This window comes from Bacillus sp. JJ1562 (assembly GCF_036962705.1).
Classification (GTDB): Bacteria; Bacillota; Bacilli; order Bacillales; family Bacillaceae_L; genus Ferdinandcohnia.
Genome location: NZ_JBALOQ010000017.1, coordinates 140,255 through 152,607, shown reverse-complemented (window position 1 = coordinate 152,607; position 12,353 = coordinate 140,255). Strand labels below are relative to the sequence as shown.

The following is a 12,353-nucleotide window of genomic DNA, read 5'->3' as shown; positions in this document are numbered from 1 at the left end:
TACCAAAGAGGGGGATTAACATGACATTCACAATTAAAGCAATAGATCATATCCAGATTGCTGCGGCAAGAGGAAGCGAGGACCAAGCGCGCTACTTTTACGGTAAAATTTTAGGCTTCAAAGAAGTTGAAAAACCTGAGACTCTAAGTAAAAATGGTGGAGTTTGGTTTGCCTATGGATTTGTGCAAATTCACATCGGCATTGAGGAACCATTCGTACCCGCGAAAAAGGCGCATCCTGCGTTTGAAATCGGGGACCTGGAAGCCCTAAAAAAGCATCTTCAAAACAACAACGTGAACGTAATCGATGACCACAACCTTCCAGGTGCAAATCGCTTTTACGCGCATGACCCGTTCGGGAACCGCTTGGAATTTTTAGAATGGAAGAATGCATGAACATCAAGCTGATTGCCCACAATATGGCTAATGTAAGAATTGCCAATGTTGGAGGTGTTTAGTTTGCCAAAGGATACAAAAGAAGAAAGTATTGAAATCTTTTCAAATGATGCGCTTCGTGGAAAGCCCTATCTCGATATCGATCGTGTCATTCCTGAAGGAGTATCAGCATTTGCTGAAAAAGAAACGTAAACAAAGGATGTGTAGAGGCCTAAGGCCTCTTTTTTCTTTGCTCAAAAAAAATAGCCCCTCAAAATCGAGGGGCTATGCTATAGCGTCCCAGATAGGAATCGAACCTACGACCTACAGCTTAGGAGGCTGTATACCTTTAAAGATTCCAATCTGAATGTGTATGTTTAAAGCTTATTGTATTGCCTTTTTTATAAAGTGGGTCGGATTGAATATGAGTGAATCCGACCCCAAATGATTAATTTCAACCCCAATTCGACCCCAAGCAATACTTTATTCAAACATCTCATCAAACTGGGATGCAGCTTCCCGATCTTCCTCGATTAGTGTATGTCCGTAAATATCAAATGTTGTTCCTATTCTAGCATGGCCAGCTCGTTTTTGCACCGCCTTGGCACGAATTCCTTTTGCACTTAAAAAGGTTAATGAGGAATGTCGTAAATCATGGAATCGAATCTTTTTCAATCCAAGTTCTTTAAACTGATCACTTTCCATGAAACGGCTCCACCATTGACTAATCGAGTCCGGTCTTAGTGGTTTGCCGAATACATCACCGAACAGAAACAAATGATCTTTCCAAACTCGTAAATCGCCAACCTTTGACACTTCTTCTTTACGAATCTCAATTAATTTTTCTAACATGTTCATAATAGCATTAGGTAACGATACAAACCGTTTTTGTTTCGTTTTTGTAGATTTCAATGCCACTCCTATATCTTTCTTCAATGTGAGGGCTTGATGAATATGAATACCACCTCTTTTGAAATCAACATGTTTTTCTTCTAATGCTGCAATCTCCCCTTGGCGAGCTGACGAAGTTAAAGCAATAGCAATTAATACTTCCCATCTAAACTCTAAGTTTTTTATATTGTTTACAAGGACCATTAATTCTTTAGGTTCATAGATTTCTGTCTCTGTTTGTTGAACAGTGGGAGTTGTGATACCATCTGCAGGATTTTCAGAAATCCATTTCATAGTCTTGGCAAATTTCAAGACACTATTAAAGGCTTTGTAACAGTTGTTTATACTTGATGCTGATAAAGGACCAGGCTTACCGTCTAATCTAGCTCCATCTTTTTTTAAGCTGTTAACGAAATTTAGCACATGAATAGGTTTAACATCTGATATCTTCATATTTCCGTACTTTGGTAGTATTCGGTTTTCTAAAATATTAATATAGTTCTGTTTAGTTTTAGGAGCTAAATCGTCTTCTGTGATGTTTTCATCCCACTCCGCATAGAGTTGTTTCAGGGTTTTATTTTCGGGTTTTATATAATTTCCAGTAAGGATCTCTGCTTCAAATATAGATAACATTTTCTTTGCTTCAGTCATATTTTTAGCCTTTACTGTTTTTCGTTCCCTAATTGGCACACCTTTGTCGTCATATCCAAGGATTACATTTAAACGATAACTTCCCTTTCCTCGAGATTCAACGTTTGCCATTATTCTCACTCCTAAAAGAATGTATGTTCGATTATTACTTTAAAAGAAAAGCCCTAATAGGGCGATGTCAGATACCTAACAATTCCTTTTTCTTAATATCAAATTCCTCTTGTGTAATGATTCCTTCGTCGAGTAATTCCTTAAACTTTCTTATTTTATCAGCACTCGAAGTGGAAGTAGAACTATTATTCGTTTCGTTTTTTTGCCTGTCACAGATTAATTGAAAAGTAGATAAACATTCTTGGGCATGGTTAAAAATAGACTTATAAATAAACCCATCCTTTTTAGTTTTTGTGCTTAAAAAAGTAATGTACACAGCAGGATTATTCATGTCATTTACAGTAACTTTTATTTTTAAACTCGTACATACTCCCTTAGTTCTCTTTTTACCAGTGACTCCACCTACAATAGCCCCTGCACCACCGAACAGCGCGCCACCAACTAACGCTCTACCTAGACCGCCACTCGCAACAGATTCACCATCTTCTAAAAGTTCAAAGTCGATAATATCACTATAGTTATAGACGGTTGACTTCTCTCTTTTACCAAGTACAGGTGACAATACAAGCCATTTTTTCTGGTTGTCATCAAATTCAACAAGGGTTCCAATCTTTTTTGTAGGAGTAAAAACACCAAGCTCTTTTTCGTTTTCTTTCTTATCTTGAATTGCAGCGTGGACATCCTCAACAGTCAGTTTCCTAGTATCGGTAGTTAGTTTAAAACCGGCTTCTTTGTAGCAATTAGGACAAATCCACTTTTTATCAGCGATTCTATAACGATTTAATCCTGCATCTTTTTCACATACAGCACATGGTGCTTTTAAATCGAAAAAACCCATAATATTATCCCCCTGTTTCAAAAAAATGTATAAATTGGGTTAAATACCCATTAAAAAACTAAAAATTTTTTAGGTGTGCCAAATCCTTTGGGACACCAAAAATTTCACTAATTTCATTAATTGATAGACTTGTATCTTTATATTCATAAAGTTGATCATCTTGAAGTAGCATTTCTACAGCAAAGGTATTCGCTTCTACCTCCAGCTTATCTATTGAAAATAAAGTTTTTTCTCGAAGGAACGGGGTGTTTGCTCTTGGATGTAAAATAGCATGTCCTAATTCATGGGCACATACAAAATGTTGCGGTTTTTCGTCTAGGTTGTTGTTGATAAAAATGTACTTATTTCTTTTATCATACCTGTAAAATCCTTTTATTTCTTCATGCAAATTCCAAGGTATTACATGAATGTTTTTATTTGATGCAATTTCGAAAGGATTGTTTGTTCTATGTTTAGTTACTAATCTGCTCACTTCATCTTTAATCCAACTCAAGTAATTTCGCCCCGCATCCCTAGTTTTCTTTGTTGTCTCTATACTTCTTAGGAATGTATTTTTTATTAATCCTTTGAGTCTGACGAACGGCATACTCCATTGCTTCAAGGAATGATTCAACAGCTTCCTCGCTCATTGGTTCGCCATTAAACATAAGTCCATCTTCGCTCGTTAAGTCTTTGCGGATCTGTTCCATTCGTTTTGCGATGTCTTTTTCGTCCTTGGCTGACAATGGATTAGGGGATATCTCCGTATCCATCTTTTTTCCGTTAATTAAATAATCTGTAGTGACACCATACAGATCAGATATCCTTGACAGCATGTCTTTATCTGGTGTCCTAAGACCATATTCCCAGTTCGCATAGGTAGAAACCGTTTTTATACCTAATCTTCTTGCAACTTCCGTTTTGGACCAACCTTTATTTTCTCGCAAATCCTCTAATATTTTTGGCGTTTTATCATTCATTAGATACACCTTCATCTTTATATATTAAATCGATTTTATCACACTTACACAGATTAGCTAAAAAGTTACACAAAAAGAATAAAATAATACTTGACTTACTCTTTCTGTGTAAGTTATGATGAGTACAAGGGTTACACAAAACGAGTAAAGAGAGGTGGTAAAGTGACTCTTAATAAATTGCGTGATGTACGTTTATCACAAGGTAAGTCTCAAACATTTATGGCAAAAAAACTTGGTTATAAATATGCTAGTGGATATGCCAATATCGAAATGGGAAGAACGAAACCAAGTTTAGAAAAAGCTAAACAAATTTCTGAAATTCTAGGTGTTGATGTAAACGAACTTTTTTTTGACAAAAAGTTACACAAAAAGGGTAAAGTAATTACTGCCTAAGGAGGTGCTCTAGATGCAAAGGAAAACCTTAACCACTGAAGAGGTCGCAGATTACATCGGTGTTCATAAAGACACGATCTACACCATGGTTCGTCAGAAGGAAATACCTCACATCCGTGTCAGAAGAAGAATCTTCTTTTCGATTGAAACAATTGATGCCTGGATGAGAGAGCAAGAACAAAGAAGTTTGGAGGTAGCTCAATGAATCAGTTAAAACCAATTCAATCTAGCGGACAACGGGTCCTAACAACAGCTCAATTAGCAGAAGCTTATGGAACTGAATCAATCAAGATTCAACAAAATTTCAATAACAATAAAGAGCGTTATCAACAAGGTAAACATTTCATTTTATTACAAGGTGAAGAATTAAAAAGTTTTAAGAACAACTTCGAAAATATCGAAGTCGCGCAGAATGTTAACCGTTTATATCTTTGGACAGAAAAAGGTGCATGGCTGCATGCAAAATCACTAAACACTGACCAAGCATGGGACTCTTACGAAGTTCTAGTTGATGATTACTACACAATCAAAGAAAATGTTGTTCCACTTTCTAAAGACCAGGCACTGGTTACTGTTCTGAGAACTACCGCTGATCTAGTTGAAGATACGCAAGCGCTTAGGGAAGAACAGCATGAAATCAGAAAGCTGGTAACTCAAATCGATAACAAAGTTGAAGAACAAATAACACTGGACCATGGAGAACAAAGACGATTGCAAAAAGGTGTTGCCGCTAAAGTTTATGAGCTCTGTGATGATCCGGCCGAGAGACCAAGGCTATTTAAGGAACTCTATCGTGAAATCAAAGATAGATTCGGAGTCGCCAGTTACAAAGATGTGAAACGGAGAGAATTACAATCAGCCCTCCGTTATATAGAAAATTGGATTCCGAGAAAGGTCTCCTAAGAAAATGACTGCTCACTTTAATTTTAGAGAGAAACCCTTTTCAATGCTATTCCAATCTGGAATAAACGAGAGGGGGTGAAATAAAGTGGAGTTTGGGGGAGTATTTAGAGCTTTACGACAAAGAGCAGGATTAAGCCAGGAAGAAATGGCAGAGAAGTTGTTTATCAATCAATCAGACGTTTCAAAGTTTGAAAATGACCACAAAACACCTGATTTGCCAACCTTCCTGAAAATTGCTCAAGTCACAAACGCGCCTGAAGTAGTAGTCGCATTCCTGTATGGCATGGATGGTATTAGCATTATACAAAGTTTATCAACATTAATAACTGGTTACATAGGAGGGTTTTAATGAACACGATATTTCTTTGGTTTTGTACAACATTTATCGCATTAGCAATTGGATATATTTTAGGTTCGATAATGGAGGGTGAGAAAAATGGCAGATGAACAGTGGGCCAAAAGTAATGAGGTAAAGGAAAAGCAGTAAGCTAAGCTGCTACTTAACTTACTGCTAGAGACCTTACAAAGGATTCTGAATTAATTTAAGTGTAACATGCAAATGCATGTTCGGCAAGAGTTTGATTCTTGCCGTGATGATCTAGGAATACATAAGGCCTTAACCTCCACCTTATGCCACCGATTCCTGATCATCACGGTGTGAATCACACCTATCACATTTACTTTAATCATATGCCAAAGGAGGACAAGTTATTCTAGGTCATTTAAAAAACAAAAAGCCCACTGGGAAGAGTGAGCTTTAAGGGGATTTCGATAATTAACTTACTTTTATATTAATCGATTCCCTATCAAAAATCAAATGGAGGGAAAGAACATGATTGAAACAAGGTTTAGCGGTTCGCAGTTTGACCAAATGCGACTTACAAAAGCTGGCGGTCATATCAATATTAAACCTAATGGCACACCAGTATTTCAGTTTAAAAATAAGGACCAATTTAACAAATATATTGAACTTGGGAAGAAGAGGGAGGTAACTGCATGAAAATCATTGCATTGTTGCAGCTGTCACTAATTAATTTTAAGGGTGTTAAAAATTTTGTTTTAGATACTCGTGGCGAGAACGTAAAAGTCTTCGGTGATAATGCCACTGGAAAGACAACAATCTTTGATGGATTTGTATGGTTGTTGTTCGATAAAGATTCTAATAACAAAAAGGATTTTGCAATTAAAACCTTGGACAAGGCAGGGAAGGTATTACACCATCTTGATCACCAAGTAGAAGCAATCTTTTTCGTTGATGGAAATGAATTAACTCTTAAAAAGTCTTATTCGGAAAAGTGGACAAAAAAGAGAGGTTCTATTCATCAAGAGTTCTCTGGCCATACAACAGATTACTTTATCGATGGGATACCAGCTAAGAAAAAAGAGTATGACGAATTAATATCTGGGTTGATTAATGAGGATGTTTTTAAACTTTTAACCTCGCCATCATACTTCAACGAGCAACTTAAATGGCAAGACCGCCGAAAAGTATTGCTTGATATCTCCGGTGACATTGCGGATGAAGAGGTTATTGCAAGCAATAAAGACCTGGCTAAATTGATGGATGTATTAAATGGTCGTTCGATTGAAAACCATCGCAAAGTGATTGCAGCTCGCCGAACTGAAATCAACAAGGAATTAGAAAAAATTCCAGTTCGAATTGATGAATTACATCGCAGTCTACCTGATTTAACAGGTATCGAGCGAGAAAAGCTTGAAGCGGAAATCAATCGTATAAACAGTGAAATTGATGGAGAAATGACACTGATTAATAATATTCGAAACGGTAATGCCATTTCCCAAAAACAACGAGAAATCCAAGAAATAGAAATCGAGTTACTAAGGATTAAGCAAGAGCATGAAGCCGGATCCAAGGATGATGTATATCGCTTAAAAGCAAAAATACAAGAAGAAAACTCCAATGTTTCTCTTCTTAATTCAAGGCTTGAAAATATCAAAAATAACAAGCGTTATAACGATGACAACATTAATCGTATTGAAGAGGAACTGGTTAAATTACGTGAAGAATGGACTGTAGTGGATAGTTCAATTTTTGTTCATAAAGATGATTGCTCATGCCCAACTTGTGGACAAGACCTCCCAGAGGAACAAGTGACAGCTGCAAGAGATAAAGCTTTATCACAATTCAACTTAGAAAAATCTACAAAGCTTGAAAACATTAATAAAAGAGGTCAGCAAGGTAAATTACGCAAAGAAGAAATTCTTGCTGCAAATGAAAAATTATTAAATGAATACGACAACACTAAGGTCTATATCACTGAGAAGCAAAAGGTTGTTGAAATTCTACAAGAACAGTTACTGACCCTTGAAAGCACGATTGTAGATATTACTGAAAATCCCGTTTACGTTTCAAAACTGAATGAAAAGCAACAGCTAATGAAACAAATGAACGAACTTAAGCTTTCCGCTGATGAATCAATCCAAGATATTCAAATGGCTATTTATCAGCTTAAACAGGAGCGTGATGATCTACAAAAAGAGCTTGCTAAGTTCGGCCAGAATGAACTGGCAGTAAAGAGAATTAGTGAGCTGCAGGAGCAAGAAGAAAAACTTGCTGAGGAATTTGAAAAACTCGAACACGAATTGTACTTAACAGAAGAATTCATCCGAACAAAAGTTAATCTTTTGGAAGATAAAATCAACAGCAAGTTCAAATATGCAAGGTTTAAGCTATTCGAGACACAGATAAACGGTGGACTCCAAGAGGTTTGTGAAACGTTATATAACGGGGTTCCATACGGTTCCGGATTGAACAATGCAGCAAAAATCAATGTCGGCTTAGACATTATTAATACATTATCAGAGCATTATGGATTTATGGCACCAATCTTTGTCGATAACTCCGAAGCTGTTACAAAACTAATTGATGTGGATGCGCAAGTTATATCCCTTGTCGTGTCAGAAAAGGACAAGGTATTAAGGGTCGAAAGTCCAAAACAACTGAATAGGGAGGCTGTATAATTATGAGTAATAAAAACCAAGTAGCAATTATCCAAAAGGACATAACAGATGATGTGAATAAAAGTCTGTCTAGATTACAAAATGATGGTTTGCAATTACCAGCAAATTATAACGCTAGCAACGCTTTAAAAAGTGCATTTTTCAAGCTTCAAGAGGTTAAAGATCGCAATGGAAAACCGGCGCTTGAAGTTTGTACAAGAGAGTCTGTGGCTAACTCTTTGCTAGACATGGTTGTCCAAGGTTTAAGTCCAGCTAAGACACAATGCTACTTCATTGTTTACGGAAATCAGTTACAGCTTAATCGTTCATATTTTGGGACACAGGCGGTACTTAAGCGACTTACGAATGTTAAGGATATTTGGGCAAACGTGATTTTTGAAGGTGATGTTTTCGATTATGAGATTGTTGGTGGTCGTGAAAAACTGTTGAAGCATGATACAAAGTTCCAAAACCGAGATAACAAAATTTTAGGCGCTTATACAGTTGTTAAAACCAACGAAGACGAAGAAATACTCACAGTTATGACCAGAAAAGAAATTGAAGCAGCTTGGGATCAGTCAAAGTCCAAGCAGCAGACGGTGCACCAAAAATTCCCTCAAGAAATGGCGAAACGTACAGTTATCAATCGTGCTGCTAAAGCCTTCATTAATACAAGTGATGACAGTGATCTACTTGTAGAAGCAATTAATAATTCAACGGAAAACGAGTATGACAATGATCGTGTAGATGTGACTCCAGAAGCTGAGGTTCAGAAACAAATTGAAGTAAATGCGAATTCTGAGGTAATTGACATTGAATTCGAAGAAAAAGAAGATCCACCTTCTGAAGTAATCGAAACGGAAACACAGCAGCAACAAATGAATTTTCAACAAACAGGTTCTGAAGGACCAAATTTCTAATGATTGAAATTACAGCACTTGCATCTAGTTCGAAGGGGAATTGCTACAAGGTTACAGATGGCATCACGCCCCTTCTCCTAGAATGCGGGATAAACTATCGAGAAATACAAAAGGCATTGAATTTTAGAATGTCAGAGGTTGCTGGGTGTCTTATCACTCATGAGCACGGTGATCATTGTAAATCAATTAAGGATGTTTTGAAGGCAGGAATCAACGTATACGCATCAAAAGGAACGATTGAAGCTATAGGTATTCACCATCACAGAATCAACCTAGCAGATGCTAAAAAACAGTTTCAAGTTGGTACCTGGACTATATTACCCTTTGATGTACAACACGATGTATCGGAGCCATACGGTTTCTTGTTAGCAAACCAAAACGGAGAGAAGCTACTTTTCGCCACGGATACATACTACATCCGTTATAAGTTTCCAGGACTAACCCACATCATGGTGGAGTGCAATTATTCCATGGAAATATTGAAAGAAAACATTATAGCTGGCAGGGTTCCTAAAGTAATGAAAAATCGGTTAATGCAGTCTCATTTCAGTTTAGAAAATGTAAAAGACTTTTTAAAGGCTAACGATCTATCACAAGTACAAGAAATTTGGTTGCTCCATTTAAGTGACAACAACAGTGATGAAGCAGGATTCAAGAGAGAAATAATGGAGCTCACAGGGAAAGTTGTTTATGTACCAGGATGATGATGTAGAGGTAACCATCCCTCAGTGTTATGTATTGATGACCGAGGGTATGAGTGAAAGAGGTTTGAAATTCAAAGCATATGTTCAAGGATATATTAAAGCGAGTTATCCAGAGTTGGAATTAGTGAAAATAGATGGCATGAAAGCAATCTGTAAAAGGAAATGAGGTGACCTTTTGAACTACATCAAAGAGTTAAACGCATTCTATGATTGGCTCGAAATAAATGAACTGTCTCCATCAGCAATTAACTTATGGTACGCATTGATGCACATAAATAATAAGGCTGCATGGGCTGAAACATTTACGGTAGCTGAATCGGTGTTATGTGTAAAAACAGGATTAACAGATAGAACTCTTCGAAAGGTCAGAAATGAACTCAAGCAGAAAAACAGGATTGATTTTGTTTCTAGAAAAGGTGGAAGAGCACCAATTTACAAGGTTATTTCCTTCTTCTCAAATGAAGCTACGGAAATAAATTCCGCAGATAGTGCCGGGGATAGTGCCGGGGGTCGTTCCGGAGGTAGTGCCGGAGATAGTTCCGCATTAAATAAACTAAACAAAACTAAACAAAACATAAAACAAGATGAAGAAGGCGCGCATCAAAATCCATTTCGATTTTTTGAAGAGAATGGTTTTGGATTGATTAGTCCTCATATCTCAGAAAATATCAGTCTATGGATTGACGATCTATCCGAACTCCTTGTAATTGAAGCTATGAAAATAGCAATTGAACAAGGTGTTAGAACTTGGAAGTACGTTGAATCAATCCTTAGAGATTGGTCTAAAAAAGGGTTGAAAACAGTTGAGCAGGTAAAAGCAGACCAGCTGGCTTATCGTGAAAATAAGTCTAGGAAGGGCACCGCCTACTCAAGAAAGCCAGTTAGAAAAGAATTGGTGCCGGCATGGATGGAAAACAAGGAAGATCAAGAAACCAAGCGGTCTGAGGAAAATACACTCTCTTTCGAAGAAAAAAAAGCAATGTTCGAAAAAAAGAAAGCATTATTGGAAGAGCGTTTGAAAAAATACGAGAACGGGTGATGACATGGATTTACAAGCAACACAGCTCTCACAAGCAGTTGAGCAAAGAAAAGACGTTTTAAAAGCTGAGTTAATGAAATACGGCTATTTTAAAACGCCTGAGGGGAAACAGCTTTATGAATTAACGTTAACGGAACTTGAAAACATTCACATTAAGGTCAAGTGTCAATTCGGCAGGGACATGGTACATGGAGAATGAGAGAGCAAACTACAGTTCTCAAAGATTGGGACATACATTCTTTAGTCAAAAGGGTGCAGGAGCTAGAAGAGAGGGGCTATGAATGTGCGGCCCCTATCACCTCAGTTAAAACAACAACGAAGCTCTTTAAGTACAGAAAAGCCAATTATCAAGCGTATAAAAAGGATTTTCTAGGTACTGAAGACCATGTTTTTCACATGGTAAAAATGAAAAGGACGGTGAGCTAGTTGTTTATTAATCTAACTAAACGAGAATTATTAGTTTCCCAGTTGGAGGAAAAAGGAAATAAAGAGATTGGTGGAGTAGATCTAGCTGCCTGTAGTGATAGAGAGCTGTCTTATAAATTAGCGCTTGTTCAGTTTCGTGAAGTTGATACTGCCAAAGCTAAAAACGTTTGGTTTTGAAGCAAACTGTGAAGTAAAGGAGTTTCATTTTTTCTTTTTTCTTTTGCTATTAGCGGCAAAAATTGCGATAAAAGTACCTGATAAAATAGTAATCCATAAAATCAAATCCATTTTTTCAGCTCCAATCGTTAGTTTTATATATATACGTCAGAGAATGATAAAAGATTCATTAAAGGTACAGTACGAAACAAAGGAGGTAACCAAATGATCTGTCCAATTTGCAATAAACCATTAAAAAGCAAAAAGAGTATTGAACGCGGTATGGGTCCTGTATGTGCTAAGAAACAAAAAGAACGTGAGAATAAACCGCCAAAAGGTCAGCTGCAATTCGTGGAAGAAACAGTTCTGGTGTTAAGAGGATGCTAAAAGTAGCAATACCGGTTGTGCCGATGGGCGCGGTTAGAATGACAGGGCGAGGGAAATACATCAAGCCTAACGCCCAGCGGTACCTAACTTATAAAAAGTTAATTCAGATGCATGTGTTAAGCAAGGTAAAGCGAATGGAGCTCTTAACAGGTCCACTGGAAGTAACGGTATGGTTTACAATGCCGATTCCTCAGAGTTGGAGCAAGAAAAAGAAATTAGAGTCAATTGGCGAATGGCATTGTAAGAAGCCGGATATCGATAATCTTGTAAAGGGTCTTTTCGATTCTATGAATGGACTCATATGGACAGATGACAATCAAGTAGCTGTTGTTAAATCTTATAAAATTTACGGGACCAAGCCTATGATTGAGGTATATGTCCGAAAAGCTAATTAAACATTATATGTATAATGTTTTCTAAAAAATGATCGGAGGAATGGATGATGGACTTAAATAAAATGGTGATGAATAGCTTATCAAAAATGCATGATTAGGGCCTTGTTCAGGAGATATTGATGATGAGCATATAGACCCGGAATACGGCTATCCCGATGATGATTAATAAAAAACTCTAGAATTATTAAGTTTACTAAAGTTTTGAATAAAAAAGAAAGGAAGTTTGCTGTATGTGCCTTTTACAA

The 12,353-nt window shown here is 37.0% G+C and carries 20 protein-coding genes; 16 read left to right on the top strand and 4 right to left on the bottom strand.

Going from position 1 to position 12,353, the window contains the following annotated elements; genetic code table 11:
* Window positions 1-20: 20 nt before the first annotated feature.
* Window positions 21-395 carry a VOC family protein gene (locus V7097_RS11500; protein WP_335703753.1) on the top strand — a complete coding sequence of 125 codons (375 nt, stop codon included), beginning with the start codon at window positions 21-23 and terminating at the stop codon, window positions 393-395.
* Window positions 396-458: 63 nt separating this feature from the next.
* On the top strand, window positions 459-587 hold the full coding sequence (locus V7097_RS11495) for a hypothetical protein (RefSeq protein WP_335703752.1): 129 nt from the start codon (window positions 459-461) through the stop codon (window positions 585-587).
* A gap of 270 nt (window positions 588-857) precedes the next feature.
* On the opposite strand, the gene V7097_RS11490 is transcribed toward V7097_RS11495, so the two are convergent.
* The 4 genes from V7097_RS11490 to V7097_RS11475 all read right to left on the bottom strand — a co-directional run bounded on the left by V7097_RS11490 (window position 858) and on the right by V7097_RS11475 (window position 3,824).
* Complete coding sequence (locus V7097_RS11490; RefSeq protein ID WP_335703751.1) at window positions 858-2,027, bottom strand: tyrosine-type recombinase/integrase; 1,170 nt, start codon at window positions 2,025-2,027, stop codon at window positions 858-860.
* A gap of 67 nt (window positions 2,028-2,094) precedes the next feature.
* Window positions 2,095-2,865 carry an SHOCT domain-containing protein gene (locus tag V7097_RS11485; protein ID WP_335703750.1) on the bottom strand — a complete coding sequence of 257 codons (771 nt, stop codon included), beginning with the start codon at window positions 2,863-2,865 and terminating at the stop codon, window positions 2,095-2,097.
* 58 nt (window positions 2,866-2,923) lie between these two features.
* Window positions 2,924-3,358, bottom strand: a complete 435-nt coding sequence (locus V7097_RS11480; protein ID WP_335703749.1) for an ImmA/IrrE family metallo-endopeptidase — start codon at window positions 3,356-3,358, stop codon at window positions 2,924-2,926.
* 19 nt (window positions 3,359-3,377) lie between these two features.
* Entirely contained in the window at window positions 3,378-3,824 is a 447-nt protein-coding gene (locus V7097_RS11475) for a helix-turn-helix domain-containing protein (RefSeq protein WP_335703748.1), read from the bottom strand.
* A 162-nt stretch (window positions 3,825-3,986) separates the two neighbouring features.
* Here V7097_RS11475 and V7097_RS11470 point away from each other — a divergent pair, with 162 nt between their 5' ends.
* From V7097_RS11470 to V7097_RS11405, 14 genes are all read left to right on the top strand, one after another.
* On the top strand, window positions 3,987-4,217 hold the full coding sequence (locus tag V7097_RS11470) for a helix-turn-helix transcriptional regulator (RefSeq protein WP_335703747.1): 231 nt from the start codon (window positions 3,987-3,989) through the stop codon (window positions 4,215-4,217).
* A 13-nt stretch (window positions 4,218-4,230) separates the two neighbouring features.
* Entirely contained in the window at window positions 4,231-4,422 is a 192-nt protein-coding gene (locus V7097_RS11465) for a helix-turn-helix domain-containing protein (protein ID WP_335703746.1), read from the top strand.
* Window positions 4,419-5,120 (top strand): ORF6N domain-containing protein, encoded by a 702-nt coding sequence (locus V7097_RS11460; protein WP_335703745.1) that lies wholly within the window; start codon window positions 4,419-4,421, stop codon window positions 5,118-5,120. The genes V7097_RS11465 and V7097_RS11460 overlap by 4 nt, the downstream gene beginning before the upstream one ends.
* An 85-nt stretch (window positions 5,121-5,205) precedes the next feature.
* A complete protein-coding gene (locus tag V7097_RS11455) occupies window positions 5,206-5,469 on the top strand; it encodes a helix-turn-helix domain-containing protein (RefSeq protein ID WP_335703744.1) in 264 nt (87 codons plus the stop codon).
* Window positions 5,470-5,952: 483 nt separating this feature from the next.
* Window positions 5,953-6,120, top strand: a complete 168-nt coding sequence (locus tag V7097_RS11450; protein WP_335703743.1) for a hypothetical protein — start codon at window positions 5,953-5,955, stop codon at window positions 6,118-6,120.
* Window positions 6,117-8,102 (top strand): AAA family ATPase, encoded by a 1,986-nt coding sequence (locus V7097_RS11445; RefSeq protein ID WP_335703742.1) that lies wholly within the window; start codon window positions 6,117-6,119, stop codon window positions 8,100-8,102. The genes V7097_RS11450 and V7097_RS11445 overlap by 4 nt, the downstream gene beginning before the upstream one ends.
* Window positions 8,103-8,104: 2 nt before the next feature.
* Window positions 8,105-9,001, top strand: coding sequence for a recombinase RecT (locus V7097_RS11440; protein WP_335703741.1), 897 nt, complete (start codon window positions 8,105-8,107; stop codon window positions 8,999-9,001).
* Entirely contained in the window at window positions 9,001-9,705 is a 705-nt protein-coding gene (locus V7097_RS11435) for an MBL fold metallo-hydrolase (RefSeq protein WP_335703740.1), read from the top strand. The genes V7097_RS11440 and V7097_RS11435 overlap by 1 nt, the downstream gene beginning before the upstream one ends.
* The gene (locus V7097_RS11430; RefSeq protein WP_335703739.1) at window positions 9,692-9,871 is read left to right on the top strand and encodes a hypothetical protein; all 180 of its coding nucleotides are present in this window, start codon (window positions 9,692-9,694) and stop codon (window positions 9,869-9,871) included. The genes V7097_RS11435 and V7097_RS11430 overlap by 14 nt, the downstream gene beginning before the upstream one ends.
* A 9-nt stretch (window positions 9,872-9,880) precedes the next feature.
* The gene (locus V7097_RS11425) at window positions 9,881-10,744 is read left to right on the top strand and encodes a DnaD domain-containing protein (RefSeq protein ID WP_335703738.1); all 864 of its coding nucleotides are present in this window, start codon (window positions 9,881-9,883) and stop codon (window positions 10,742-10,744) included.
* Window positions 10,745-10,748: 4 nt separating this feature from the next.
* Window positions 10,749-10,943: a Fur-regulated basic protein FbpA gene (locus tag V7097_RS11420; protein ID WP_335703737.1), complete on the top strand. Its 195-nt coding sequence runs from the start codon at window positions 10,749-10,751 to the stop codon at window positions 10,941-10,943.
* Between the two features lie 227 nt (window positions 10,944-11,170).
* Window positions 11,171-11,347, top strand: coding sequence for a hypothetical protein (locus V7097_RS11415; RefSeq protein WP_335703736.1), 177 nt, complete (start codon window positions 11,171-11,173; stop codon window positions 11,345-11,347).
* 204 nt (window positions 11,348-11,551) lie between these two features.
* Window positions 11,552-11,713, top strand: coding sequence for a DUF6011 domain-containing protein (locus V7097_RS11410; protein WP_335703735.1), 162 nt, complete (start codon window positions 11,552-11,554; stop codon window positions 11,711-11,713).
* Window positions 11,707-12,108, top strand: a complete 402-nt coding sequence (locus V7097_RS11405) for a RusA family crossover junction endodeoxyribonuclease (RefSeq protein WP_335703734.1) — start codon at window positions 11,707-11,709, stop codon at window positions 12,106-12,108. The genes V7097_RS11410 and V7097_RS11405 overlap by 7 nt, the downstream gene beginning before the upstream one ends.
* Window positions 12,109-12,353: the final 245 nt, after the last annotated feature.

Bases quoted from the DNA above. Each gene is read 5' to 3' on its own strand.
- V7097_RS11430 (WP_335703739.1), top strand. From the start codon at position 9,692: ATGTACCAGGATGATGATGTAGAGGTAACCATCCCTCAGTGTTATGTA.
- V7097_RS11445 (WP_335703742.1), top strand. From the start codon at position 6,117: ATGAAAATCATTGCATTGTTGCAGCTGTCACTAATTAATTTTAAGGGT.
- V7097_RS11450 (WP_335703743.1), top strand. From the start codon at position 5,953: ATGATTGAAACAAGGTTTAGCGGTTCGCAGTTTGACCAAATGCGACTT.
- V7097_RS11460 (WP_335703745.1), top strand. From the start codon at position 4,419: ATGAATCAGTTAAAACCAATTCAATCTAGCGGACAACGGGTCCTAACA.
- V7097_RS11490 (WP_335703751.1), bottom strand. From the start codon at position 2,027: ATGGCAAACGTTGAATCTCGAGGAAAGGGAAGTTATCGTTTAAATGTA.
- V7097_RS11410 (WP_335703735.1), top strand. From the start codon at position 11,552: ATGATCTGTCCAATTTGCAATAAACCATTAAAAAGCAAAAAGAGTATT.
- V7097_RS11500 (WP_335703753.1), top strand. From the start codon at position 21: ATGACATTCACAATTAAAGCAATAGATCATATCCAGATTGCTGCGGCA.
- V7097_RS11420 (WP_335703737.1), top strand. From the start codon at position 10,749: ATGGATTTACAAGCAACACAGCTCTCACAAGCAGTTGAGCAAAGAAAA.
- V7097_RS11405 (WP_335703734.1), top strand. From the start codon at position 11,707: ATGCTAAAAGTAGCAATACCGGTTGTGCCGATGGGCGCGGTTAGAATG.
- V7097_RS11435 (WP_335703740.1), top strand. From the start codon at position 9,001: ATGATTGAAATTACAGCACTTGCATCTAGTTCGAAGGGGAATTGCTAC.
- V7097_RS11440 (WP_335703741.1), top strand. From the start codon at position 8,105: ATGAGTAATAAAAACCAAGTAGCAATTATCCAAAAGGACATAACAGAT.
- V7097_RS11465 (WP_335703746.1), top strand. From the start codon at position 4,231: ATGCAAAGGAAAACCTTAACCACTGAAGAGGTCGCAGATTACATCGGT.
- V7097_RS11475 (WP_335703748.1), bottom strand. From the start codon at position 3,824: ATGAATGATAAAACGCCAAAAATATTAGAGGATTTGCGAGAAAATAAA.
- V7097_RS11485 (WP_335703750.1), bottom strand. From the start codon at position 2,865: ATGGGTTTTTTCGATTTAAAAGCACCATGTGCTGTATGTGAAAAAGAT.